Source organism: Bacillus cereus group sp. N6 (assembly GCF_016483705.1).
GTDB classification, from domain to species: domain Bacteria; phylum Bacillota; class Bacilli; order Bacillales; family Bacillaceae_G; genus Bacillus_A; species Bacillus_A wiedmannii.
Genome location: NZ_JAEHBI010000008.1, coordinates 109,704 through 135,420 on the forward strand (window position 1 = coordinate 109,704; position 25,717 = coordinate 135,420).

Below are 25,717 nucleotides of genomic sequence, written 5' to 3' on the forward strand. Positions count from 1 at the left end.
TCTATATATCAGCCGAACTTATTTTAAGTTGTCAAGCATTTGACGAATGCGTTTGAAGTCACCAGCGCTTACTACACCAGCTTTACGTAGTTTACGTTTAGCTTTTGTAGATTTGTTAGCGAATAAATGGCTTGTATAAGCGTGAGAACGTTTCAGTTTACCTGATCCAGTCTTTTTGAAACGCTTTGCAGAGCCGCGATGAGTTTTTTGTTTAGGCATAGGTATTTCCTCCTCTATCTATTACTTATCGTTTTTCGGTGCTAAAACTAAGAACATACTACGTCCTTCCATTTTAGGCTTAGATTCAATTGTACTAACTTCAGCACAAGCTTCTGAGAAGCGATCTAAAACACGTTGACCGATTTCTTTATGAGTAATGGCACGTCCTTTAAAGCGAATTGACGCTTTAACCTTGTCGCCTTTCTCTAAAAACTTGATAGCATTACGAAGTTTTGTGTTAAAGTCGTGTTCATCAATTGTTGGACTTAAACGAACTTCTTTCATGCTAATTACTTTTTGATTTTTGCGCTGTTCTTTTTCTTTCTTCTGTTGCTCAAAGCGGAATTTACCGTAGTCCATAATGCGGCATACTGGCGGTTTCGCATTTGGAGCAACTAATACTAAATCAAGATTAAGATTTGCAGCTAAGTCTAAAGCGTCATTACGAGACTTGATTCCAAGTTGATCGCCATTTGCACCAACTAAACGTACTTCACGTGCACGAATTTGCTCGTTAATCATCATATCCTTGCTAATAGTAAGCCACCTCCAAGGTTTTTTCAGAACATCTTTTGTAGTCATAGAACCCGACAAAAAAAGTGCGGGCATACGACACCCACACTTGTAAATTCTTAAGTAAGAAATACATTTACCTGTAAACTGCGAATGCGTCCATCAGGTGAGAAGCGGGTGCTTCTACTTGTTCCACAAAACAATATTCTATTATCCTTGATGAGTTTATCATAGGACATGACGTCTGTCAAGAAGACGCTATGTGTTTTACTAACAACAAGAAATATTGTAACAAACAACTAACATACTTGCAATACTTTTTTATGATAAGTATAGTTTGGTTATTTTTTCTAGTTTTTTTTTATAATACATACGAAAGCCGCGGTATACCGCGGCTCTGTCTTATCGTTTTCCTTCTACTTTAATCATATCAACAAAAGCATCTAATGCAATTGTTTCTGATTTTTGTTCACCATATTTACGTACGTTTACGCCGTTTTCAGTTACTTCATTGTCACCTACTACAAGCATGTACGGAATTTTTTGCATTTGTGCTTCACGGATTTTGTAACCAATTTTCTCTTCACGAGTATCTAATTCAACACGGATACCAGCACGACGTAATTCATCTTGTACTTTCTTCGCATAATCTAAATGTACTTGCGGAGAAACTGGAATTACTTGCGCTTGAACTGGAGCTAACCAAGTTGGGAATGCACCTTTGTATTCTTCAATTAAGAAGGCTACGAAACGTTCCATAGTTGATACAACACCACGGTGAATTACAACTGGACGATGTTGTTTACCGTCTTCACCAACGTAAGATAATTCAAAGCGTTCTGGAAGTAAGAAGTCTAATTGTACAGTTGAAAGTGTTTCGTCTTTTCCAAGAGCAGTACGAACTTGAACGTCAAGTTTTGGACCGTAGAATGCCGCTTCACCTTCAGCTTCATAGTAATCAAGACCCATTTCATCCATAGCTTCTTTTAACATACCTTGTGCTTTTTCCCACATCTCATCATCAGCATAGTACTTTTTAGTATCAGCTGGGTCACGATAAGATAGACGGAATGAATAGTTCTCTAAACCAAAATCTTTGTACACTTCTAGAGTTAAGTTTACAACACGTTTTAACTCTTCTTTAATTTGATCTGGGCGAACGAAAATGTGCGCATCGTTTAAAGTCATTCCGCGTACACGTTGTAATCCAGATAATGCTCCAGACATTTCATAGCGGTGCATTGTTCCAAGTTCCGCAATACGGATTGGTAATTCACGGTAGCTGTGAATATCATTTTTATAAACCATCATGTGGTGAGGGCAGTTCATCGGACGAAGAACTAACTCTTCATTATCCATTTCCATTGATGGGAACATACCATCACGGTAGTGATTCCAGTGACCAGAAGTTTCATAAAGCTCTCTGCTTCCTAGTACTGGAGTGTATACGTGATCATAGCCTAAGCTTGCTTCTTTATCAACGATGTAACGCTCGATAATGCGGCGGATAGTTGCACCTTTTGGTAACCAAAGTGGTAAACCTTGTCCTACTTTTTGGCTATTAGTAAATAGTTTTAATTCTTTACCTAATTTACGGTGATCGCGCTCTTTCGCTTCTTCAAGCATACGTAAGTGCTCATCTAATTCTGCTTTCTTAACGAATGCAGTACCGTAAATACGTTGTAGCATTTTATTATTGCTATCGCCGCGCCAGTAAGCACCTGCAACGCTTAATAATTTAAATACTTTAATTTTCCCTGTAGATGGAAGGTGAACACCACGGCAAAGGTCGAAGAATTCGCCTTGCTCGTAGATTGAAATAACTGCATCTTCTGGAAGATCGTTAATTAAATCTAATTTTAACTCATCGCCGATTTCTTCAAAGCGACGAAGTGCTTCTGCACGTGGCACTTCATGACGAACGATTTCTAAGTTCTCGTTCACAATTTTTTGCATTTCTTTTTCGATTTTCTTGAAGTCTTCAACTGTAATTGCTTCTTCCATATCAATATCGTAGTAGAAGCCATTTTCAATCACTGGACCAATGCCGAGCTCAAGCTTAGCATCTTTATATAAACGTTTTAACGCTTGTGCTAATAGGTGGGCTGTTGAATGGCGTAAAATGTATAAGCCATCTTCAGAATCTAATGTAATAATAGAAACTGCACCATCTTCTTCGATTGGTGTAACAAGATCGATCATCTCATCGTTTAATTTTCCAGCCACAGCTTTTTTCTTTAAGCCTGGGCTAATAGAAGCTGCGATTTCTTCAGTTGTTACGCCTTTTGGAAACTCCTTCACAGCTCCATCAGGGAAAGTAATTTTAACTACATCTGCCATCACTGGTCACTCCTCTTTTTTTCAAAATAAAAAACACTCATCCCGTAAAAAGGGACGAGTGTTGAATTCGTGGTTCCACCCTTGTTCCAATTAACATTATTGTTAATTGCTCAAGTTCAACATAACGGTGTTGTCCGTTAGCAATTACTAGAAAAAACCGTTCACTGCTAAAGTTTAGAGGTGGTAAGTAATAATCCCGTACTAGGAAGCTCACACCCTAAGGCTTCCCTCTCTGAAAATCGTAGAAAACTACTCATGTCCTCATCATGACATTTCAATATATTTCATTTATGTAGGTAATTATATGCTCAAAAACTTAGAAAATCAAGGGCGTTACCTTTATTTTTTAAATTTTTCACATTGCGCTCAAACTCATGTAATCCATGTAATTGGACCCGTTCTTGAAATACATTTCGCAAAGTAATAATCATATTATGGTCTTGTTCTTTCGTATATAAATAAATTTTTTTCGGCGAAATAGAAAGAAGTGGTGCAATTACTTTCGTATCAATATATACATCCTTTTGCTTTAATAATTCCTCGTCTATATATTGGACCAATTTCTCCTGTTTTAAACGTCTACCTTTATCATCATAGAAAATAAAACTTTCATCAAAAATAAGATGCACACAGGACAAACGTGATTTTCGGCTGCGCACTTGTTGCCTTAGCGTCTCAATAAACATTTGATATTCTTGTTCCAACTTATACTCATCAATCGACAATTCAGCAAGCTTAGCTACCATTTCCCTATATGTACGAAGGCGAAAACGAACATATGATGAAAACGAGAACGAAAGCGGATCACAAAGCCAGTTATTTAAAGAAGATTTAATATATGATTCAAATGTGTGACGTGTTAATTCACGAGCAATCCCTTTTCTTCTTCCCTTTAAAATCTCTTGTGCCATATGCAATATTTGATGACACTCTTCCTCTTCTTCATAAAAAAACTTCTCTTTTAAGATTGTATAAATCCACTTATTTTGCTTTACATTCACAATGAAATATACCATTACCGGCAATAAAATCTTTTCAATATAATTCGATTCACATACTGGTATGTGAATCACCACTTTTTGTTCCTGTAAATACACACTCGTTTCCTTATATAACAGTTCCGCTCTTTTCAATAGTTGTCTATATACATGCATAGCATCATTTTTTTCTTCGAAGCAAATTTCAATCACTTTTGTCCCCCCTTTTATCCCTGCTCTAAAGGATTGTATCTATACGTTACAAATCCTATAAGAGTCCGTCCCGCGTGAAGTTCACTCTTAGTAGAATTACATTTCCTATCGTTAGAAAATCCACTCAATATGGCTTGCTAATTTTATATATATTAAGGGAGGGAGAAAAAAATGATACAAGCTACAATGAATTTTCTATAAGAAGTTTTTCGTTTTGCAATTCACCTATTCTGAAAAGTGTTCAAAACGAAAAAAGAGCAAGCTTTTCAGCTTACTCTTTACTTATGACGTCGGTTTTTCCCGCCAATCGGAATTGGCTTCGCTAAATATTTAATTCGTTCCATAATACGCGCTGCTTTCATTTGTTCTGCTTCACCACGCTGTGTATACGTTAAATGATGTTCCAATTCCTTGAAATCAAAGTTAGACGTAAAGAACGTCGGTAAGTTTTCTAACATACGGAATTGCAAAATTGCACCAAGCACATCGTCACGCACAAAACTTGACATCGCTTCTGCTCCGATATCATCTAGCATTAAAACTTGTACGCGTTTCACCGCATCAATCTTTTCCCCAATCGAATTATCTTGAATCGAACTTTTAATTTCACGTAAAAATTCAGGGAAGTATACGAGCATCGAACTTATTTTCTTTTGAGCAAGTTCATTCGCCATTGCTCCTAACAAATACGTTTTCCCTACACCAAATTTACCGTACAAATATAAACCTTGTACTTTTTTACCAGGTTCATATGTACTTAAAAATTCATTAGCTGCACCAATTGCATCAATACGCGCATCTAAATCTGAAGGATCTAAGTTTTCCATCGTTGCCTGTAAAATGTCAGTTGGCATATATACACTTTGAACGAGTTTTTCATATTTCTTTCTCTCGTCATATGCTACTTTTCTAACGCAACGATCGTATTGAATATCAATCATCTTCCCTTGGATAACGAGCTTTGGCTCATATCCTTGCAGCATGTTTTTACACGAACCTAGATCCGGACAATCCGCACAACCTACACTTTGTCCAATATATTCGTATAACTTCACAAGGCTGCGCTCAATCATAGAAGTTGTTACTTCACCTTGATGTTCGTCTATAAATTCTTTCACACGCGGATGCGCCATTACTTCCGCCTTTAATACTTCATATCTATTTTTAAAATTTTTATTTTCCATTAACTTTGCAAATGAATTTTGAATATGCTCCATTTTCTCACCTCAAAGAGCGTTCATTCTCTTCTATTAATCACGCTTATATTTTTTTAACACTTCTTCTAGTCGTTTTCGTTCATCATCTAACGTACTTGCATCTTTTTTCTTACTTACATCTTTCTTCACTGTTTCTTTCTCTTGTTCTTTCGGCTCTTCTTTCAGCCAATCTGGTACCATTTCTTTTCTTATCGTTTTCTTCGACGTACGGCCTTTTTTCTTCGTCTCAGCCCATTCTTGATATTGACGGTTTTCTTCTTTCGCTAACGCCATTGCTTCAGCTACTGTACCGACCTTTTTACGTGCCCAATGCCCAGCAATTTTCTCCACATACGTTTTCGCAAGCTTCATATCTGAGCGTAGCATAACGTAATAAATAAGTACATTCACAACACCTGGCGTTAATTTTTGATTGATCATTACATCTTCAACGATCTGCAAGTCAGCCTTTGTCGCCTCTGCACCACCAGAGATTTCTTTTAATAGTTGTTTTGGTGAGATTTCCTCTAACTGTTTTATTAACATCTCTTCTTGTGTAGAAGGCTCTTTTCCTTCCATCATACGTGCAGCGTGAGGTTGTACTCTTTCACTTAATACAGGTAACGCTTGACCGTTTTCGAACTGATACCAATCACGTGCTCCTTTTCTAAGCCTTTCGATATCAATTGTCTGCATCTCTGTCACCGTACCAAGAACGATATTTTGCATCGATAACACATCTACATCGTACACGTAAGCAAGTGTAATGACACATTCTCGCACTTGATCTGTAATCGCCTTTTTTGGGACAAGAGCGGACAAGCCATCTACAAATAAGGAGAAATCAAAGAAATCATTCCAAACTTTTGGAGCGTCTCCCTTCTCGTTACTTGGCATAGCTGTCGTTTTTGGAATACGAAGATCTTCTTGCGCATGCTCAAGCTGTCCTGGATTAAACGAACCAAACACATCATTGAAAGAACGCGTAACATTTTCATAAGAAGCAAAATCAAATTCTTCTTCTAAGAAATATTGCTTTACTTGATTATATTTTGTCCGACTCAATCGATTGTATAAAAAGATGCTTAACACAATATCATCAAAAAACTGCTTCGGAGATAAAGGTGGTTGCAATTCATATATAAACATTCGAATATCTTTTTCTTTCTTAATATATACCTTCAAAAGCCCAATTGCTTCTAACTTTACTCGTTCCTCATATATTTCGGGAAGCTGCATCTGCATGGTCACCATAAGGGAATGATGTGTATTCTCTTTTCCAAACACACGATCTTGCTCTAACTCTCCCCATAGCGTCATGTACAAACTAAAAGCTCTACTACCTATTAACGGCTGATACAACATCGTTAACACTTTTCGGTCGTAATTATGCAATAACCCTTTCGCACTTACTTTATAACGATCAATTGGCAATAGCTCCATCCATGACTGTTTTTCCATTCTTGCTTTTCCTTTCTCTCATCCAATCTATCCTCTACTTCATTCGTTCTATCTTCATTATATAATTGCTTAGCGAAAAAGAGCTATTAGCTTTCGCTTCTAGCTCTCTTATCTCATTACTACGGTATGTAAAGAGAATAAAATACAACTTCTACTCTCTTTCTTTTTGCAGTATATCTTTTAATTCTTCAATAAATACATTTAAATCTTTAAATTGGCGATATACAGAAGCAAAACGCACGTAAGCAACATCATCAATATCACGCAGTTCTTCCATAACAATTTCACCAATCATATCACTTTTCACTTCTGATATACCTAAATTACGAAGTTCACGTTCCACACTTTGAGTTACTTCTTCTAATTGTCTTAAAGATACTGGTCTTTTTTCGCACGCTTTAATTAAGCCGCGCAAAATCTTTTCTTTATTAAATTCTTCTCGTGTGCCTTCTTTTTTTACAACGATAAGAGGTGACTCTTCTACTCTTTCAAATGTCGTAAAGCGACTTAAACAACTTTCACACTCTCTCCTTCTTCGAATAGAGCGCCCCTCGTCTACCGGACGCGAATCTAACACTCTTGTACCATTATGCGAACAGGATGGACAACGCAATATATTCACTCCTTTACACTATACTCTTTATTTTTTCTCTACTTACTTCATCTGACAATATATATACAATATTATATAACTCATTCTAACTCTCTTACCACTTTAAGTTTAAGCACATTATTTTATCATCTCGTTTTCAAAAATAAGATGGTAGATGGGGTGCTAACTTATTCGTAAGAGCTCAATTTATCTCACTAACGAGTACGTTATATTTTTCCTTTTTTATAAACTAAAAAAGAGGTGCATTATACACCTCTTTACATTTTAAATCAATTATGTTCTTTTTTAAAGAGCTTTTGTTTCTCTCTGCTTAATTTCGAAGCTACCAGTGCCTCGAGGAAGCTCGATGCTCTCACGCGTTTTCGCGTTTAAACCTTCTGCAATATATTCTGCAGCAACATTTGGATCAATACGATCCCCACAAGTATAAACATCAATACTTGCGTAACCGTGCTCCGGAAAGCTATGAATTGTTAAATGTGATTCCGAGATAATTACTACTCCACTTACACCTTGTGGTGCAAATTTATGGAAAGCAACCTCACGCACTTCAGCACCAGCTCTCAGTGCTGCATCCACAAATAATTGTTCAATATACGGCATGTCATTAAGCTTGTCGAAATCGCAATCCCAAAGTTCAGCGATTACGTGACGACCCATCGTATCCATAGTATCCATTCTACAGTTCCCCCTTGTAAATTTATTCTAACTGTTCGAATTGAAAACTAATTTGCAATTTGGCTTGCTCCACTACCACGGGGGAAAGTTAGTCCAGAGAGGTCCTAACCCTTTAAGTAGTGACTACGTACCTCAGCTCTTAAGTTTACGAGTGTTAGTATACTTTGTTTATTTTCATTTTGCAACAACAGTTTTTTCGATTTTCTGTCATATTTTCCTCTTTACTTTTCCCTAAAAAAATAAATGATTCACAAATACAGTAATCACAACGTTTCGTGGTATGTCCACTTTCAAAAATATACTCCTATAATTTTTTTCCTTTTCAGAAAAAAATAAAAAAAGAGGGCAAATATTCACTTGCCCTCTCCCTTATTCACTTAAATATGTTGCACATTTTTTTGTTTCGCTAATTCATCAACAACTAACGTTACAAGATCTACAACACGACGAGAGTAGCCCCACTCGTTATCATACCAAGCAAGTACTTTCACTTTACGATCACCCATTACCATTGTAGATAAACCATCAATAATAGCTGAGTGTGTATTTGTATTAAAGTCAATAGATACTAAAGGCTCTTCGCTGAATTCTACAATGCCTTTTAACGCACCGTTTGCAACAGTTTTGAATGCTTCATTAATAGCTTCAACTGTCACATCACGTTTTACATCTACTACTAAGTCAACAAGAGACACGTTTGGCGTTGGTACACGAAGTGCCATACCATGAAGTTTTCCGTTTAAATGCGGAAGAACTTTTGCAAGCGCTTTCGCGGCACCTGTCGTTGTCGGAATGATTGATTGTCCGCAAGCACGCGCTCTTCTTAAATCTTTATGTGGGTTATCAATATTTTTTTGGTCATTTGTATAAGCGTGAACAGTTGTCATTAAACCGTTTTCAATTCCAAACTGCTCATCTAACACCTTAACAACAGGCGCTAAACAGTTTGTTGTGCAAGATGCATTTGAAATAACAGTATGTTTTGCAATATCTAATTGGTCTTCGTTCACACCAACTACAATTGTTACATCTTCATTTTTACCAGGCGCTGTTAAAATAACCTTTTTCGCTCCAGCTTCAACATGAAGAATTGCTTTTTCTTTTGAATTAAATTTACCAGTTGCTTCAATTACAACTTCAACACCTAAATCTGTCCAAGGCAATTCCTTTGGATCGCGGTTGTTTAAAAGGCGAATCATTTTCCCATCAACTAACAAGTGATCTTCAAATGCTTCTACTGTTCCGTCAAACTTGCCGTGAACTGTATCATATTTAATTAAATGTGCTAACGTTTCAGATGGATAGCTTGCATTGATTGCTACAATTTCGAATGCGCTTTCTTTTATTGCCTGACGAAATACCATTCTCCCAATACGTCCAAATCCATTAATTGCCACACGAGTCATAATATGTTATCCCCCTTGAATGCGTTATACTATTTATCTCCAATCCCAATAATAGTATAACACAAAAAGGGGATATGTCACTAAGCATTTTCATTAATTTCACAATTTTTTAGTCAATAATGTTCCAATTCTTTAAAATCACCTGTAATTGTGTTTTCGTTCCCATAATTGTGCCATCATTATTTATCACTTCATCTGCATTTTTCACTTTTTCTTCTAACGGCATTTGAGATTGAATACGAACTGTTGCTTCTTCTTCTGAAAAATTATTTCGTTTCATTAAACGTTCTAATTGCGTATGTGGCTTAACCGCTACAACTAATACGCGGTCAACGAGACTTGTTAATTTGCTTTCAAATAAGAGAGGTATATCTAACACAACCGCTTGCATACCTTCCTTTATGTACTTTTCCTTTTGTGTATTCATTTCCTCACGAACTGCAGGATGAACGATTTTATTTAACTGCAATCGTTTTTCTTCATTATAGAAAACGACACTTCCTAATTTCGGGCGATCCAATTCTCCATCTTCTTGTAATACTTCCGTTCCAAACACTTCTACAATTTTGTTATATGCTGGTTTTCCTCGCTCTACAACTTCTCTTGCAATAATATCTGCATCAATAACTGGTATACTCAGTTCACGAAACATTTGAGACACTGTACTTTTTCCGCTTGCAATGCCTCCCGTTAATCCAATTACTACTGTCATCATAATCCTCCTCACAATATAAAAGGCGCGAAACTAATGTTCCACGCCCATACTTACATTTTCCAAATTCCAATAATAATGAGTAATACCCCAGGCAGGAATGTAAATTTTTGTAACCACTTCATGTTTGATAAAACCGTTCCAAGTTTCATTCCAATAAATAAAAACAAAGAACTCATAACCGCAACTAATATCGCCATCATAGCGGGCGCATACCCTAATAAAGATGCACCAATTCCAGCACCGAACGAATCTATAGAAAGAGCGATACCAAGAAGCAATGCTTCTCCTGCGGAAATGGTGCCTGATTTATCAAAATCTGCAACAGTCGGTTTCCGTAAAATTTGAATCACTAGCCCGAGCGAAGCAATTTCTAATTTCCAAACCTTCTCCTCTTGCTTTGGTTCTTCTTTTTTCTCACTTCGAAAAAATTGATATAATACCCAAATTCCTATTCCAATAAGAACAAGCCCACCGATACGCGTTGCGATAACAGGTGAAAATATTTTCGCGATCATATGTCCAATTCCCATTGAAACAAGCATAACAGCCGCTGAACACATTCCGATAATTATAATTGATCTTAGTGGAATTCTTACGCTTCTTAAACCATATGTTAGCCCTACACTACAGCTATCTAAGCTTAATGTAAAAGCTAATAAAATAAGAGATAAATAAAGGTACATCGGTAAGCTCCTCCCTTATACATAGCCCTGCTGTATGTATATGACAAATGCCTATCCAATGTTATCTCTTTTCTATATTCTCGGCTGACAAATCGGGCAGTAATGCGTTCCTCTTCCGCCAACAACTGTTTTTTCTAATATCGTACCGCAAGTCACACATGGTTCTCCTTTTTTTCCGTATACATTTAGAAGTTCTTGGAATGAGCCAATTTGCCCTTGCGAATTCATATACGTTCGAATTGTACTTCCGCCTCGCTTCACTGCTTCACCTAACGTTGTAACAGTCGCCTCGTAAATTCGTTCAATTTCTTCTGCTGTTAAAGACGAAGCTTCTCGTTCCGGATGAATTTGAGAACGGAATAAAACCTCATCTACATATATATTTCCAAGCCCTACTAAAAGACGCTGGTCTAATAATACGACTTTTATTTTACGATTGGTCTTTTGCAATCTTTCTTGTAAATACTGCGGTGTCAATTCAGCATCAAACGGCTCCGGACCTAAGTCAGCAAGAGGCATTTGATTCAATTCTTCACCTTTCTTAAAGAGATGCATCGTACCAAACTTTCTCACATCTTTATAATGTAATTCAGTTCCATCTGTAAATAAGAAACGGACGTGTGTATGCTTATCAATTGGCTCATCCTCTTGATGCAGTAAAAACTTACCTTCCATACGTAAATGTGAAACAATAACATAATTCGTTACATATAAAAGCAAAAACTTTCCTCTTCGCTTTATATTTTCAATCTTCTCGCCTCTTAGCATTTCTTTAAAGATTTCTGCATCATCCGGACGTTTTACTATTTTTGGATAAGTAATAATGACATCTTCAATCGTTTTTCCTGTTACAAGATTTTCAAGCGTCCGCCTAACATTTTCAACCTCTGGTAATTCAGGCATTTCATCACTTCCTTATTTTGCGTCGTACCAAGTTGGACCGTAAGAATAATCAACTTTCAGCGGAACCGCAAGTTCAATCGCATGCTCCATTACTTCAGGTACAAGCTTCTCTAATTTTTCAATTTCTTCTTTTGGTGCTTCAAATATCAATTCATCGTGTACTTGCAGAAGTAGACGCGCCTGTAATCCTTCTTCTTCTAGACGGTCTGCCATAATAATCATCGCTTTTTTAATAATATCTGCTGCAGTCCCTTGAATTGGTGTATTCATAGCCGTACGCTCAGCAAAGCTACGTAAATTGAAATTACGACTCGTAATTTCCGGAATATAACGGCGGCGATTTAATAATGTAGCCACATACCCTTTTTGTTTCGCATCTTTTACGATGTCACTCATGTATTCTTGTACACCAGGGAAACTTTCTAAATACTTTTCAATAAATTCCGCTGCTGCTTTTCTTGTAATTCCTAAGTTTTGCGAAAGACCATAATCACTAATACCATATACAATTCCGAAATTGACAGCTTTCGCTTGTCGTCTCATATTCGAAGTTACTTCATCTTTTTCAACGCCAAATACATCCATCGCTGTTTTCGTATGAATATCCATGTCATGTTGGAACGCTTCAACTAGCCCTTTATCATTTGCAATATGAGCTAATACGCGAAGTTCAATTTGTGAATAATCTGCCGCATACATAATCCATCCTTCTTCTGATGGAACAAATGCCTGACGAATCTTTCTTCCTTCTTCTAATCGAATCGGGATATTTTGCAAGTTCGGATCCGTTGAACTTAATCGACCTGTTTGCGTTAATACTTGATTGAAACGAGTATGGATTTTAGATGAATCTTCATGTACAACTTTTAATAAACCTTCAATATAAGTTGAATTTAGTTTCCCTAATTGACGATAATGTAAAATGTTTGGAATGATTTCATGGCGATCCATAAGCTTTTCTAGTACATCTGCTGACGTAGAATAACCTGTTTTCGTCTTTTTAATAACTGGTAAGTTTAAGTTCTCAAACAGAATAACACCAAGCTGCTTCGGTGAATTAATATTAAATTCTGTTCCCGCAAGCTTATAAATTTCCTGTTCCATTTCCTTTAATCTACCTGCAAGTTCTTCTCCCATATTACGAAGACGCTCCGTATCAACTTTTACACCTTTTACTTCCATATCAGCTAATACACGCGCAAGTGGTAATTCTAACTCTGTAAACAGTTCATATTGCTCATTCTTTTGTAACTCTTCAACGAATGTTTGCTTTACATCATATAATACGTGCACTTTACGAGCTACATGCTCCGCTACTACTTCTAGCTCTGGAACAGCACGCTTCGCACCTTTTCCGTAAACTTCTTCATCAGATTTCACAGCATGTGTTTCTTTCATTTTTGCTACAGTACGGAAATCTTTATCCGTATCAGCCGGGTCAAGTAAATAAGCAGCGATTAGTAGATCAAAGTCAATCCCTTGCATATCTATCCCGTTCCATTTAAGTGCAACGATTGCGCGCTTCGCATCAAATGTATACTTTCTCATTTCTCCATCTGCAAGCCACTCTTTAAAAGCGTCTGACTTAAGAGCAATTTCTGTTTGAATAAAGTAACAGCCATTTTCATTTTGAATACCAAAACCTTGAATGTCCGCTTTATGATAGTTATCTTCTTGTACTTCAACAATAAGCGCACTATCTTGCACTAGCATTTCTTCTGTAACTTCTTCCACAATATCAAATGTAATATCATCTAATTCAGCTGGAGTCGTTTCTTCTGGCGTAACACCTAATTTATTTAAAAGTGATGTAAATCCTAAATTCTCGAACATTGGAATCACATCACTTGCTTCATACCCTTTATACTCCATATCATCCACATGCACTGTAATCGGCGCATCTGTAATAATAGTTGCAAGATCTTTACTCATAAGAGCTTGGTCTTTATTTGCTTCTAGCTTTTCTTTTAATTTCTTCCCGCTTACTTGATCTATATTTTCATACACTGCCTCGACCGTTTCAAACTGTGTTAACAATTTAATCGCAGTTTTTTCACCAACTCCTGGTACACCTGGAATATTATCTGACTGGTCTCCCATTAAACCTTTCATATCGATAATTTGCTTTGGTGATAAGCTGTATTTCTCAAATAAAGCTTCTTTCGTATATTCATCCACTTCTGTAATCCCTTTGCGTGGAATACATACGAGTGTATTATCTGAAACAAGTTGCAGTAAGTCTTTATCTCCTGAAATAACTTTTACATGAAACCCTTGTTCACTCGCTTCTTTCGCTAACGTCCCCATAATGTCATCCGCTTCATAATTTTCTAATTCATAACGCGGTACGTTGAATGCATCAAGCATCTCACGAATAAACGGGAATTGCTCTGATAATTCAGGTGGAGTCTTTTGACGTCCTCCTTTATACTCACTATACGTTTTATGACGGAATGTCGTTTTACCCGCATCAAACGCTACTAACATATGCGTTGGTTTTTCTTCCTCTAATATTCTCATTAACATCATTGTAAAACCGTAAATTGCGTTCGTATGTATACCTTTGTCGTTATTTAAAAGCGGTAGTGCAAAGAAAGCACGATACGCGATATTGTTACCATCTACTAATACGACCTTTTTTTCCAAACCAGAAACCTCCCCATACAAATTTGAAATGATTTTTTTCACAGAAAAAAAACCGTTCCTTTCCTCTCTCTATATTAACATGACTAATAGAGAGAAGAAAAATAACGGCTATTTTCTATCATATATATAAACGTTTACTAACATAAAAGAGAAGTGACGAGAACAGCATAACTATTCTCGTCCAAAATTACTCCTTGGATGAAGGGGTTTTCATGTATTATATTAACAGACCTTTATTAATATTTAATTAAGCCATTGTTAATATATTGTAAACATCCTTCATCCTATTTTTCAGTTGCTGATTTTGGTAAAACAACTGTAAATGTTGTCCCTTCCCCAACTTCACTATCCACTGTAATCGTGCCGTGATGTGCCTCAACTAAATGCTTTACAATCGATAATCCAAGGCCTGTACCACCAGTATTTCTACTTCTCGCTTTATCCACTCGGTAAAAGCGTTCAAAAATACGCGGAATTTCATCTTTACTAATACCAATTCCCGTATCCGATACTTTTATATAAGCATTATATTTATCTTCTACTAATTCTACAGAAACAACGCCTCCAGCCGGCGTATATACGATTGCGTTATTCATTAAATTAATAAAGATTTGCTTCAAACGACTTGGATCTCCAATGACCGAGACTCCTTTTAGCGCATTTACTTGTAAAGAAATTTCTTTTTCTCCTGCTTTGTTATCAAGCACCATATGAATGTCTTCAAGAAGTCCCTTCATATCAACGGTCCCCATACTCAATTTAAATCCTTGTTGCTCAATCTTTGATAAATCTAATAAATCTTCAATTAATCCTTGCATGCGCTCACTTTCTTTTAAAATAATGTGCAAGAAATGTTCGCAGAATTTTTTATTATCCATAGCACCGTCCAAGAGCGTTTCTGAAAAACCTTTAATAGAAGTAATCGGTGTCTTTAGTTCATGAGAAACATTCGCTAAAAAGTCTTTTCTCATTTGTTCTAATTTCTTTAGCTCAGTAATGTCATGGAATACAAGGACAATCCCTTTCCATTCATGGTTCGTCCCGATAATCGGTGCTCCATATACTTCAAAATGCTTTCGCTCAATTCCAAGCGGCAATAACATTTGTTTACGCACTTTCACTTCTGTCATAAAGATTTCTTCCACGAGCTCTATAATTTCTGTATGATGAAACGACTCATAATATAAACGATCTAAATATTCTTCATCTGTTACGTGGAAAGTCTCCTTATAAGAACGGTTTACAAGGTTTATATAACCGCGGCTATCAATTAAAATCATTCCGCTTCCCATATTTTCAATTAACGTATGCAGACGATCTTGTTGCATTTCTTGCTCAAGTGTCATCTCTTGTAAATTACGGGCTAAAATATTAATTGCTTTACTCAGCATTCCCGTTTCATCCGAATGACTTTCATAAGCGCGTGCTTTATAATTTCCCTTCGCTAATTCGATAGCAACTTTCGTAACGGATTCAATTGGCCTAATATATTGCCCTGTAATTTTCATACCTAAAAATACGACTACGAGACAAGCGATAACAAATCCGATAATTAATAATCCCCACGTTTTTTGATGAACAGATTTCAAAGGCTCAATTGTACTTTTCACCAAAATGTACCCTTGTTTCCCTGCTACATCTTGAACGAATACCGCATGGTAAAATTCATTATTCTGATCTGTTTCTTTCGTAATGACTTTGTTTCTTTGTTTTGTTGTTTCAGAAGAAAGTTCTTTAATTATCCCTTCACTAAAAGCAGACTGTTCTCCTCCGCTATATTGAACTTTCTTTTTTTCATCTACAAATGCAATAGAAGCCTGTATTTTTTCTTCTAACTTTTCAAATACATATGGATTTTTTAAAACATCATCAAAACCCTGTTCTTCTGCTAATACCGCAACATACTCTGTCTCTTTTACCATTCTCTCTTTTGCATGATCTATATAGTAGTTTTCAAACACGGTTTCCAGTAATAAACCTAGTCCAACTAAAATAAAAACAATAAGAGAAACAAATGTAAAAAGAAGCCTGGAACGAAATTTATTCATCCCCTTTTGGCTCCTCTAATTTATATCCTAAACCACGTATCGTTTTAATGTACGTCGGTTTTTTCGTATTTTGTTCAATTTTATCGCGCAAATGGCTAATATGAACGTCAACAATTCGTGTATCACCAGCAAAATCATAGTTCCATACAGCACTTAATAATTGATCACGTGTCAACACGCGACTTTTATTTTTCGCAAGATAAACAAGTAGTTCAAATTCTTTTGGTGTTAATTCAAGCTTTCTTCCTTGGAAATAAGCCTCATAAAATTCCGGCAAAATTTTAAGTTCAGCAAGTGTGATGCTCTCTTCATCTGACGCTTCTTTCACTTGTTCTTCTTGTTGTAATTTCGTGCGGCGCAAAATTGCCTTCACACGCGCAACAACTTCCCTTGGGCTAAATGGCTTCGTCATATAATCATCTGCCCCAAGTTCAAGACCTAGCACCTTATCAAATTCATCATCTTTTGCTGTTAACATTAAAATCGGCGTCATAACGCGCTGCAATCGTAATTCTTTACACACTTCCATACCATCCATTTTTGGAAGCATTAAATCTAATATAATTAAATCTGGGCGTTCTGTTGTCGCTTTTTGAAGCGCCATTTCTCCATCCATCGCTGTTATCACTTCAAACCCAGCTTGTTGTAGATTAAATTCAATTAAAGTTAAGATAAATTCCTCATCATCAACTACTAAAATACGATTGTTCATTCTTTTCCTCCAAGTTATAGACTTGAAACCTTCTTCATCCTAGTATTTTCCCCGTTATTCTCATCATACTAGAAAACAAGGTCCCTCTCAATATAATTGTCTATTCATGGAGCTCGTTTCTACTAATGCTTCGAAAATAAAAGCAATTAAAACTTCATTCTCTCTCCCTCTCCGCTATCCAAACTCGGTAGATAAACCTACCTTTTTCAAAGTATTCTTCCGTATGAACCACAAATCCCCTCTCCTGCGCTAGGAAAAACGAAAGAGCATACGCTATTTTATAGTCCGGTGTTTCATATCTATCAAATAGTCTTCCATACATTTCATTCGCGACCCCGTCTGCCACACTTCAGCTTCTCTTATCGTTTCAAAGATAACATCTTCTTTTTTCCACTTCACCTTAAAAATCACCCCTTTTATTGACTTACATTATTAATCTTTATATTATTAATTTAAATATATAAATATTAAAAACACGGAGGTCTATTATGCGATTAGTTCTACCTATTCTATCTTTAGTAGTAACATGTATTCTTACTTTCAACGCCCCAAGCTGGGATACTATTAAAACAGGTTGTTCCGATTTCGCCGAAGGATTCACACAAGGATTCTTCAACTAAAAATAGCGCTAGCCCCCTTATAGAAAGGAATGCTAGCGCTATTCATATTTTCATGTTTTAAAAATTATCTAATGCTTTTTCCATAATAGAAACTGATTTAAAAGGCGGCGTTACTGTTAAAGAACCTTTTACAACCGTTTCTCCTTTTTCATCATGAGCAGATACAAGCATATCAATTGTATGTTCCTCCTCAGAAACAGCCACAACTTCAAAGTGGATTTGTAACGTTTCATAATGGTGAACATGCTTCACGAACGTAAGGTCCTTCCTAGTAATATGACTGCCTGGACCTGGTAAATATTTCGTAACTGCCGTTGTAATCATTCCAGTTAGCATAATGCTTGGTACAATCGGCTTTTCATACGGAGTTTGGGATGCGTAATCATGCTGAATATATAATGGATTGGCATCATTCGTTAACCCTAAGTACAATAACAAATCTTTATCCTCAATTTTTTCAGTGATAGATAATTTCTCTCCTACTGTAATTTCATCCATTCTACGACCAATTTGAACTTTTTTCTTTAACATGTTACAACCCCCTCCGATTTTTTCACCTTATTATCCTACTAATAGCGATACCTTATCCGAAATTTACTATGATGAGGGCAATGTATAGTATAAATCTATAGTTTCATTATAGGATACACCAAATGATAGCGTTTTCATATTATTTCAAAAAAACATTTGAATAAATAGTAGAAAAAGATTCGGGACCCCGAATCTTTTTCTACTTATATTTAATTATTAAACAAGAACCTTCATTACATTACGTACAGATTCTACAGAGCGATCTAACGCTTCTCTTTCATCTGTAAGAAGTTCTAACTCAATAATTTTTTCAATTCCGTTACCACCTAGAATTACTGGTACGCCTAAGTAAAGGTCGCTATAACCATATTCACCTTCAAGGTACGCAATAGCTGGTAATACACGGCGTTGATCTTTTAAGATTGCTTCTGTCATTTCAACTAAAGAAGCAGCTGGTGCGTAATATGCACTACCGTTTCCTAATAAGCCTACAATCTCGCCGCCACCTTTACGGGTACGTTCTACGATTGCTTCTAAACGCTCTTTCGGAATTAACGTTTCTAACGGAATGCCACCTGCATAAGAATAACGTACAAGAGGTACCATATCGTCACCGTGTCCACCAAGAACAAACCCTGTAATGTCTTTCACAGAAAGATTTAATTCTTGTGCAATAAATGTACGGAAACGAGCTGTATCTAATACGCCCGATTGACCGATAACACGCTCTTTCGGGAATCCTGCTTCTTTAAATACAGAATATGTCATTGCATCAACTGGATTTGTTAATACAACAATAATCGCATTTGGTGAATGTTTTGCAATGTCGCGCGTAATACTTTTCATAATTTTAGAGTTTGTTGCTACTAAGTCATCACGGCTCATACCAGGCTTACGTGCAATACCTGCTGTAATAACGACAACGTCAGAATCAGCAGTATCTGCGTAATCAGATGTTCCAATAATGTTAGCATCAAAACCTTGTACTGGGCTCGCTTCTAACATATCTAACGCTTTCCCTTTTGTTGGATTTTCCAGTTGTGGAATGTCCACTAATACAACATCTGCAAGTTCTTTTTGTGCTAATAAGAATGCTGTTGTTGCTCCTGTAAATCCTGCACCGATGACTGAAACTTTCTTGCGTTTGATTGTCATAATTTACCCCCCCGCTTTAATTATGCGTTTTTGATTATCGCTACATCCATGTTTTTAATAAGTTCATTAGCGAACTCAGAACATTTCACTTCTGTTGCACCTTCCATTAAGCGTGCGAAATCATAAGTTACTACTTTTGAAGCAATTGTTTTCTCAACTGAATCAGTTACTAATTTCGCAGCTTCGTTCCATCCTAAGTGCTCTAATAATAATACACCAGAAAGAAGAACTGAAGATGGGTTTACTTTGTCTAAACCTGCATATTTTGGAGCTGTACCATGTGTAGCTTCAAAGATAGCATGTCCAGTCACATAGTTGATGTTTGCACCAGGTGCAATACCAATTCCACCTACTTGTGCAGCAAGTGCATCAGAGATGTAGTCTCCGTTTAAGTTCATTGTTGCAACAACATCGAACTCACGTGGACGAGTTAAAATTTGTTGTAAGAAGATGTCTGCAATAGAATCTTTTACGATGATTTTTCCAGCCACTTCAGCGTCTGCCATCGCTTTATTCGCTGCATCTTTACCATCTTTCTCAACGATACGATCATATTCAGCCCAAGTAAATACTTTATCGCCGAATTCTTGTTCTGCTACTTCGTAACCCCAGTTTTTGAAAGCACCTTCTGTAAATTTCATAATGTTTCCTTTATGAACTAATGTAACAGAAGAACGTTTTTCGTTAATTGCATATTGAATTGCAGCACGAACAAGACGCTTTGTCCCTTCTTCTGAGATTGGTTTAATACCAATACCAGATGTTTCTGGGAAGCGGATTTTATTAACACCCATTGCTTCTTTTAAGAAAGCAAGGACTTTTTCTGCTTCCGGAGATCCTTGTGCATATTCAATTCCAGCATAAATGTCTTCTGTATTCTCACGGAAAATAACCATATCAGTATCTTCCGGACGTTTTACAGGTGAAGGAACACCATCAAAATAACGAACTGGACGTAGACATACATATAAATCTAATTCTTGACGAAGTGCTACGTTTAGAGAACGAATACCACCGCCAACTGGAGTTGTAAGTGGACCTTTAATCGCGATTAAATATTCACGGATTAAATTTAAAGTTTCTTCTGGTAACCACTCGCCTGTTTGGTTGAATGCTTTTTCCCCTGCAAGCACTTCTTTCCAAACGATTTTCTTCTCACCATCATAAGCTTTTTCAACTGCTGCTTCTAGTACACGAGATGCAGCTGCCCAAATATCAGGACCAATTCCATCTCCTTCGATAAATGGAATAATCGGATTGTTTGGTACATTCATAACACCATTAGTTACAGTAATTTTTTCACCTGTCGTCAATGTGATAACCCCCATGTTTGAAATTTCATATGTATGAAACTGAGGGAATAACCCCTCAGTTCAAACCGTTATTTAAATTAAAATATTCTAATCATTACGTCTTTCCGAAAAAATCAGACTTTTGAAAGCGTATTTTCACTATCAAAATAGTGTTTTTCGCTTATCGTTGTGCAATTGGAACGTACACTTGATGTGTTGGTCCATTATAATCAGCACGCGGACGGATTAAACGGTTGTTTTCATATTGTTCTAGAATATGAGCTAACCAGCCTGACATACGGCTAATTGCAAAAATAGGTGTAAATAAGTCATGGTCAATTCCTAAACAATGGTATACAGAAGCTGAATAGAAATCAACATTTGGTGGAAGACCTTTTTCTTTTGTTACAATGTCTTCAATTTTGATAGACATATTATACCATTTGTCTTCTCCTAAAAGCACGCATAATCTCTTAGACATTTCGCGTAAATGTTTTGCACGCGGATCACCCTGCTCATATACACGGTGGCCAAAGCCCATGATTTTCACTTTATTTTGAAGAGCATTATGAATATATGATTCTACATTTTCTTCTTCGCCAATTTCAGTTAGCATCTTCATTACATTTTCGTTTGCCCCGCCGTGAAGAGGACCTTTTAACGCACCGATTGCTGCTGTAATACCAGAATATACATCTGAAAGTGTAGCTACACAAACGCGTGCAGTAAATGTAGAAGCGTTTAACTCATGATCTGCGTGAAGTACAAGCGCCTTGTCAAAAGCTTCAATTTCAACTTCATTTGGCTCGCGATCATTTAACATGTACAAGAAGTTTGCAGCTAATGATAAATCGTTTCTAGGCTCAACAACATCTAAACCTTTACGAATTCTTGCATAAGCAGCAACTAAAGTTCCCACTTGAGCCTGCAATTTAACCGCTTTCAAATAATTGGAGTTTTCATCCATAATTTCAGCGCTCTCATCGTATAATGATAGCATGGAAATTGCAGTTCGTAAAACAGACATCGGATGTGCGATTTTTAAATCTACTTGTTTCAAATATGTTAAAATCTCACCTGGAACTTTATAGTATTCCGATACAATCTCTTTAAATTTCGCTAGTTCTTGTTCATTAGGAAGCTTGCGATGCCATAATAAGTACACTACTTCTTCAAATGTAGCATTCTCAGCTAAATCATCAATATTATACCCAACATAAGTTAATGTATCATCAATAATAGAGCTCACAGATGATGTTGTTGCTACTACCCCTTCTAAACCTCGAATAACAGTCATGACATTCTCTCCTTTTCCTGAAAATTCTCCCAACCTTGCTCCTTATATCTATTTGCTTCCCTTTTGAATTATGAACGCCCGTTCACTCTTTAGGCAAGCAAAATGCACGATCATGCAAATTTGTTGCGATGTTCCCCTCTTATTGTCCATTGTTTACATGGAAAGCATGAGCGTGAATGTCTCCCCGAATCCTCACGCTCAAAACAACAAGTTAGTGAGGAAAATTAATCCCGAAGAGTTTTATGATAAAAACAACATAAAACAATATCATTATAAAATTGTTTTATGTTGTTTTTATTTTATCTGGTGTAAAGTCTCTGCTGTTATGTAACTTTTCAAAGTTTCTAATCCTATTATAAACAATTATCTGACTTTTGTGAACAGAAAGAATTCAAAAATTTTATATTACTATAAAATTTCTTATTTAAACATCTGTATAATACTCATAACTGCATAGGCAATTCCAGCCCCAATTAATGGACCTACAGCAACTCCATTAAATAAAGCAACCGCTATAATTGTCCCGAAAACGAGCGCAGTTGTAATATGAGGATCCGTCGTCAATAATTGTACGCCGCCTTTCGCTAACAAAGCAACCGCTACCCCTGAAGCTAAAGCAATCCATGCATAATACGATTTCGCCGCTTCTCCAAGTTGTTTAAAACCTATTTCCCCCGTTGCAATCGGTACGAGTACTGCTATTGTAATAACCGTTACACCGAGGTTAATCCCTTTCGTTTGTAGATAAGGAAAGACTTTATCTCCTAGAAACGTAAATTTCAATAAAAATAACACACCAATAGCTACAGTAAGCGATTGGTTTTTAGCAACAAGTCCTATAATAAGTAGTATGAATAAAAATAACGTTGACTGACTAATCATGTTTGCACTTCCTTTCTGAAAATAATGAACTCATTTCCAAACAAAAATACCTTTAAACCTATCGTTATACATGCTATATCGATGTATATTCAACAATAACCACTTCATTTTTTATGTATTTTAAAATGCTAAACTGAGACTTTCATCATCAAAAATTTAAGCCTATATACATTTTTGAAAACGATTGTCTCTCCTTTCTTTTCTAATAAGAAACAGGTAAAATAAAAAGAAGAGAAAATGAAGTTTTTACCATATAGTAGAAGCATCAACACCAAGCTTTTACAGTCACTCATGTACTGAAAAAGCAGGAAAAATCCATCATTCCACTATAACATAAAGTGAAACTTTAATCAGTGCAGCACACTCGTTATAAGTTGAACGAATTAGGATAATCCAAATTGGAATGGGAGGTATACATCTTTGAACCGAAACTTACTATATATGATATTGCGACTCATATTTGTCATTGTAGCAACGGTAGCCGGGTTCTATGCATTACTATATATGTCAGGACTTATCTATCCTTTTATTATCGCTTTCGCATTTGCTTATTTGATTAATCCCGTCGTCAATTTCCTTAATCAAAAACTACAATTTCCTCGCGCACTAGCAGTACTCGTTAGCTTAATTCTCGTATTCGGAGCTATCGTCGGACTCGTTACATATCTTGTAACGGAAGCAATATCGGCCACAACATACTTACTACAACTTGTTACAGTAAAGTTCCCGGATATCGTTAAATTCGCAGAGCAATTTGCACTTAATCATATTATGCCTCTCTATGATGATTTAATTTCTAAATTTAATCATCTTGGGGAACCACAGCGCTATACGATTACACAAAACATTCAAAACTTAGGAACCGAAGCAACGACGCAAATGAAAGAACTTTTAACTGCTATTATAAGCGGGTTAACAAATTTCATTAGTGCATTACCAACCACTTTAACTGTCCTTGTATTCGTTTTATTAGCCACTTTCTTCATTAGTTACGATTGGCATCATCTTGCTCAGAAAGTAAGAAAATTTTTGCCCAATCGTGTTCATGGCTATGGAAAAACTATTTTTGTCGACTTAAGAAAAGCTTTATTTGGTTTTGTTAAAGCGCAACTTACACTCGTATCTATGACAACTGTTATTGTACTAATCGGACTTTTAATATTACGCGTACCATACGCCATTACTATCGCGATTATTACAGGGGTTGTAGATTTACTCCCGTATTTAGGAACAGGTGCCGTCTTCGTTCCTTGGGTTATATACGTATTTTTCACTGGCGATACCGCTTTCGCCATCGGTCTTCTCATCTTATACATCGTCGTGATTGTCCAAAGACAAATTATGGAGCCTAAAGTACTTTCATCTAATATCGGCCTCGATCCATTAGCAACACTGATCGCTCTATTTGTCGGCTTTAAGCTTTTTGGCTTTTTAGGATTAATCATCGGTCCAGTCATCTTAGTACTACTTAATACATTGCACAAAGCTCGTGTATTCCATGATTTGTGGAAATATATTAAAGGCTCACCTTCAAAATAATAGTTTCTAATTCATATACAACAAAAAACTTATATATAATCAGTGGGAATTTCCCACTGATTATTCCTTATACTTGTTTTTCACACTCATTACATACAACAAGAGAATTTCCCACAAAAAGGATAATACTCTTGTTTTTTTGCATAGAAAACGCATATTCTGAGGTATTTTTACATATTTATTCTATTATTTTTATAATTATTACTTACATTTATTACTTTTTATGTAAATGAATAAATATGCAAAATGGTATAAAATAAGACTTAAACTAACATTTTTCCTGTTCGTATCTAACTTTTCCATACCACTTGATTCTTTTTATATACAAAAACCAGCTTGAGTTCATATGAATTTCCCTACAACACATTCATTAAGAACTACCTCCATATCCAATCGAAAAATACATAGCAAATATAATAAGGCAAAACTATGATCAGTAAAGATTTTGTCCACCACCGATTATTAACTTTCACCAACCGGACTTGTATGAGCAGTCTGATTTCCACTTAACTCCTCCGCATTCACCACATTTTAAGGCATGATACAGCAAAACTTTAATCAACAGAACTTCATCCATCTCTCATCCTTTTGCGGGCAAAAAAATAGTGCTTAGATCGCTATAATCTAAGCACTATTTCTGCACAATAATAGTAGAACTCTTTCTAAACTTCCATTCCATCCACTTCATAACAAATGGCTTCAACAAAGCCCTCGTCATAGGGATAACGAAGATCAAACCTATTATATCTGTTACGTATCCAGGAAGTACCAAAAGAATACCTCCTACAAAGATAAAAATACCATCCAGTACCGCTCCTCCTGGCATTTCTCCTCTATTCAACTTAGATTGAATCTCTCTAAGCACTTTAAATCCTTGTCTTTTCGCCAAATAGACACCTACAACACCCGTAAATACAATCATAGCGAACGTAGACCATAAACCTATTACATGACTCGATCCAATTAAGACTGTAATCTCAATCGCCGGTATTAAAATAAACAAGAATAGTAACCACTTCATAGTTCTACACTCCTCTCACTCATCACTTTAAACGAACCCAGAGCGCCCGTATACGCT

23 protein-coding genes, 1 pseudogene and 2 other annotated features are annotated in these 25,717 nt (G+C 36.3%); of the genes and pseudogenes, 2 read left to right on the forward strand and 22 right to left on the reverse strand.

Annotated elements, in window-relative coordinates; translation table 11 throughout:
- Window positions 1-18 precede the first annotated feature (18 nt).
- From rpmI to JDS99_RS31950, 16 genes and pseudogenes are all read right to left on the reverse strand, one after another.
- Complete coding sequence (gene rpmI / locus JDS99_RS09215) at window positions 19-219, reverse strand: 50S ribosomal protein L35 (RefSeq protein WP_001125946.1); 201 nt, start codon at window positions 217-219, stop codon at window positions 19-21.
- A 21-nt stretch (window positions 220-240) separates the two neighbouring features.
- Window positions 241-744: a translation initiation factor IF-3 gene (infC, locus tag JDS99_RS09220; RefSeq protein WP_000973214.1), complete on the reverse strand. Its 504-nt coding sequence runs from the start codon at window positions 742-744 to the stop codon at window positions 241-243.
- A 62-nt stretch (window positions 745-806) separates the two neighbouring features.
- Window positions 807-927 (reverse strand) — a sequence feature (ribosomal protein L20 leader region).
- A 207-nt stretch (window positions 928-1,134) separates the two neighbouring features.
- Window positions 1,135-3,072: a threonine--tRNA ligase gene (gene thrS / locus JDS99_RS09225; protein WP_000786074.1), complete on the reverse strand. Its 1,938-nt coding sequence runs from the start codon at window positions 3,070-3,072 to the stop codon at window positions 1,135-1,137.
- A gap of 47 nt (window positions 3,073-3,119) precedes the next feature.
- Window positions 3,120-3,349 (reverse strand) — a binding site (T-box leader).
- Between the two features lie 31 nt (window positions 3,350-3,380).
- Window positions 3,381-4,262 carry a putative sporulation protein YtxC gene (gene ytxC, locus JDS99_RS09230; RefSeq protein ID WP_087985377.1) on the reverse strand — a complete coding sequence of 294 codons (882 nt, stop codon included), beginning with the start codon at window positions 4,260-4,262 and terminating at the stop codon, window positions 3,381-3,383.
- Window positions 4,263-4,540: 278 nt separating this feature from the next.
- Window positions 4,541-5,479, reverse strand: coding sequence for a primosomal protein DnaI (gene dnaI, locus JDS99_RS09235; protein ID WP_000400114.1), 939 nt, complete (start codon window positions 5,477-5,479; stop codon window positions 4,541-4,543).
- Between the two features lie 33 nt (window positions 5,480-5,512).
- On the reverse strand, window positions 5,513-6,919 hold the full coding sequence (locus tag JDS99_RS09240; RefSeq protein ID WP_098096590.1) for a replication initiation and membrane attachment family protein: 1,407 nt from the start codon (window positions 6,917-6,919) through the stop codon (window positions 5,513-5,515).
- Between the two features lie 151 nt (window positions 6,920-7,070).
- Complete coding sequence (gene nrdR, locus JDS99_RS09245; protein WP_001203687.1) at window positions 7,071-7,532, reverse strand: transcriptional regulator NrdR; 462 nt, start codon at window positions 7,530-7,532, stop codon at window positions 7,071-7,073.
- 285 nt (window positions 7,533-7,817) lie between these two features.
- Window positions 7,818-8,201 carry an adenosylmethionine decarboxylase gene (gene speD / locus JDS99_RS09250; RefSeq protein ID WP_002003660.1) on the reverse strand — a complete coding sequence of 128 codons (384 nt, stop codon included), beginning with the start codon at window positions 8,199-8,201 and terminating at the stop codon, window positions 7,818-7,820.
- A gap of 386 nt (window positions 8,202-8,587) precedes the next feature.
- Complete coding sequence (locus JDS99_RS09255) at window positions 8,588-9,616, reverse strand: glyceraldehyde-3-phosphate dehydrogenase (RefSeq protein ID WP_097844335.1); 1,029 nt, start codon at window positions 9,614-9,616, stop codon at window positions 8,588-8,590.
- 109 nt (window positions 9,617-9,725) lie between these two features.
- Window positions 9,726-10,328, reverse strand: a complete 603-nt coding sequence (gene coaE / locus JDS99_RS09260; RefSeq protein ID WP_000219319.1) for a dephospho-CoA kinase — start codon at window positions 10,326-10,328, stop codon at window positions 9,726-9,728.
- A 53-nt stretch (window positions 10,329-10,381) separates the two neighbouring features.
- On the reverse strand, window positions 10,382-11,014 hold the full coding sequence (ytaF, locus tag JDS99_RS09265) for a sporulation membrane protein YtaF (protein WP_000281739.1): 633 nt from the start codon (window positions 11,012-11,014) through the stop codon (window positions 10,382-10,384).
- A 72-nt stretch (window positions 11,015-11,086) separates the two neighbouring features.
- Entirely contained in the window at window positions 11,087-11,917 is an 831-nt protein-coding gene (mutM, locus tag JDS99_RS09270) for a DNA-formamidopyrimidine glycosylase (RefSeq protein ID WP_087985380.1), read from the reverse strand.
- 12 nt (window positions 11,918-11,929) lie between these two features.
- Window positions 11,930-14,563 (reverse strand): DNA polymerase I, encoded by a 2,634-nt coding sequence (gene polA, locus JDS99_RS09275; protein ID WP_048544346.1) that lies wholly within the window; start codon window positions 14,561-14,563, stop codon window positions 11,930-11,932.
- 284 nt (window positions 14,564-14,847) lie between these two features.
- Complete coding sequence (phoR, locus tag JDS99_RS09280; protein WP_088064549.1) at window positions 14,848-16,611, reverse strand: sensory box histidine kinase PhoR; 1,764 nt, start codon at window positions 16,609-16,611, stop codon at window positions 14,848-14,850.
- Complete coding sequence (phoP, locus tag JDS99_RS09285) at window positions 16,604-17,323, reverse strand: two-component system response regulator PhoP (protein WP_001065223.1); 720 nt, start codon at window positions 17,321-17,323, stop codon at window positions 16,604-16,606. The genes phoR and phoP overlap by 8 nt, the downstream gene beginning before the upstream one ends.
- Window positions 17,324-17,477: 154 nt before the next feature.
- Window positions 17,478-17,722, reverse strand: a pseudogene (locus tag JDS99_RS31950) (hypothetical protein).
- An 89-nt stretch (window positions 17,723-17,811) separates the two neighbouring features.
- On the opposite strand from JDS99_RS31950, the gene JDS99_RS32350 reads away from it, so the two are divergent.
- The gene (locus tag JDS99_RS32350) at window positions 17,812-17,943 is read left to right on the forward strand and encodes a hypothetical protein (protein WP_002122970.1); all 132 of its coding nucleotides are present in this window, start codon (window positions 17,812-17,814) and stop codon (window positions 17,941-17,943) included.
- Between the two features lie 57 nt (window positions 17,944-18,000).
- Here the strand turns inward: JDS99_RS32350 and JDS99_RS09295 are convergent, their stop codons facing one another.
- The 5 genes from JDS99_RS09295 to JDS99_RS09315 form a co-directional block, all read right to left on the reverse strand.
- Window positions 18,001-18,474, reverse strand: a complete 474-nt coding sequence (locus JDS99_RS09295) for a MaoC family dehydratase (RefSeq protein WP_000914190.1) — start codon at window positions 18,472-18,474, stop codon at window positions 18,001-18,003.
- 216 nt (window positions 18,475-18,690) lie between these two features.
- Window positions 18,691-19,629 (reverse strand): malate dehydrogenase, encoded by a 939-nt coding sequence (gene mdh, locus JDS99_RS09300; RefSeq protein WP_000153236.1) that lies wholly within the window; start codon window positions 19,627-19,629, stop codon window positions 18,691-18,693.
- Between the two features lie 20 nt (window positions 19,630-19,649).
- Window positions 19,650-20,942 (reverse strand): NADP-dependent isocitrate dehydrogenase, encoded by a 1,293-nt coding sequence (gene icd / locus JDS99_RS09305; RefSeq protein ID WP_000206896.1) that lies wholly within the window; start codon window positions 20,940-20,942, stop codon window positions 19,650-19,652.
- 160 nt (window positions 20,943-21,102) lie between these two features.
- Window positions 21,103-22,251, reverse strand: coding sequence for a citrate synthase (gene citZ / locus JDS99_RS09310; protein ID WP_000503659.1), 1,149 nt, complete (start codon window positions 22,249-22,251; stop codon window positions 21,103-21,105).
- 387 nt (window positions 22,252-22,638) lie between these two features.
- Complete coding sequence (locus tag JDS99_RS09315; protein WP_000625511.1) at window positions 22,639-23,100, reverse strand: DUF441 domain-containing protein; 462 nt, start codon at window positions 23,098-23,100, stop codon at window positions 22,639-22,641.
- A 420-nt stretch (window positions 23,101-23,520) separates the two neighbouring features.
- On the opposite strand from JDS99_RS09315, the gene ytvI reads away from it, so the two are divergent.
- A complete protein-coding gene (ytvI, locus tag JDS99_RS09320) occupies window positions 23,521-24,639 on the forward strand; it encodes a sporulation integral membrane protein YtvI (RefSeq protein WP_088064550.1) in 1,119 nt (372 codons plus the stop codon).
- Between the two features lie 631 nt (window positions 24,640-25,270).
- On the opposite strand, the gene JDS99_RS09325 is transcribed toward ytvI, so the two are convergent.
- Window positions 25,271-25,660, reverse strand: coding sequence for an FxsA family protein (locus JDS99_RS09325; RefSeq protein WP_048544357.1), 390 nt, complete (start codon window positions 25,658-25,660; stop codon window positions 25,271-25,273).
- Between the last annotated feature and the right edge of the window lie 57 nt (window positions 25,661-25,717).

Bases quoted from the DNA above. Each gene is read 5' to 3' on its own strand.
- JDS99_RS09240 (WP_098096590.1), bottom strand. From the start codon at position 6,919: ATGGAAAAACAGTCATGGATGGAGCTATTGCCAATTGATCGTTATAAA.
- JDS99_RS09255 (WP_097844335.1), bottom strand. From the start codon at position 9,616: ATGACTCGTGTGGCAATTAATGGATTTGGACGTATTGGGAGAATGGTA.
- JDS99_RS09325 (WP_048544357.1), bottom strand. From the start codon at position 25,660: ATGAAGTGGTTACTATTCTTGTTTATTTTAATACCGGCGATTGAGATT.
- JDS99_RS09315 (WP_000625511.1), bottom strand. From the start codon at position 23,100: ATGATTAGTCAGTCAACGTTATTTTTATTCATACTACTTATTATAGGA.
- mdh (WP_000153236.1), bottom strand. From the start codon at position 19,629: ATGACAATCAAACGCAAGAAAGTTTCAGTCATCGGTGCAGGATTTACA.
- ytaF (WP_000281739.1), bottom strand. From the start codon at position 11,014: ATGTACCTTTATTTATCTCTTATTTTATTAGCTTTTACATTAAGCTTA.
- speD (WP_002003660.1), bottom strand. From the start codon at position 8,201: ATGGATACGATGGGTCGTCACGTAATCGCTGAACTTTGGGATTGCGAT.
- JDS99_RS32350 (WP_002122970.1), top strand. From the start codon at position 17,812: ATGCGATTAGTTCTACCTATTCTATCTTTAGTAGTAACATGTATTCTT.
- phoR (WP_088064549.1), bottom strand. From the start codon at position 16,611: ATGAATAAATTTCGTTCCAGGCTTCTTTTTACATTTGTTTCTCTTATT.
- infC (WP_000973214.1), bottom strand. From the start codon at position 744: ATGATGATTAACGAGCAAATTCGTGCACGTGAAGTACGTTTAGTTGGT.
- thrS (WP_000786074.1), bottom strand. From the start codon at position 3,072: ATGGCAGATGTAGTTAAAATTACTTTCCCTGATGGAGCTGTGAAGGAG.
- rpmI (WP_001125946.1), bottom strand. From the start codon at position 219: ATGCCTAAACAAAAAACTCATCGCGGCTCTGCAAAGCGTTTCAAAAAG.
- phoP (WP_001065223.1), bottom strand. From the start codon at position 17,323: ATGAACAATCGTATTTTAGTAGTTGATGATGAGGAATTTATCTTAACT.
- dnaI (WP_000400114.1), bottom strand. From the start codon at position 5,479: ATGGAGCATATTCAAAATTCATTTGCAAAGTTAATGGAAAATAAAAAT.
- mutM (WP_087985380.1), bottom strand. From the start codon at position 11,917: ATGCCTGAATTACCAGAGGTTGAAAATGTTAGGCGGACGCTTGAAAAT.
- JDS99_RS09295 (WP_000914190.1), bottom strand. From the start codon at position 18,474: ATGTTAAAGAAAAAAGTTCAAATTGGTCGTAGAATGGATGAAATTACA.
- coaE (WP_000219319.1), bottom strand. From the start codon at position 10,328: ATGACAGTAGTAATTGGATTAACGGGAGGCATTGCAAGCGGAAAAAGT.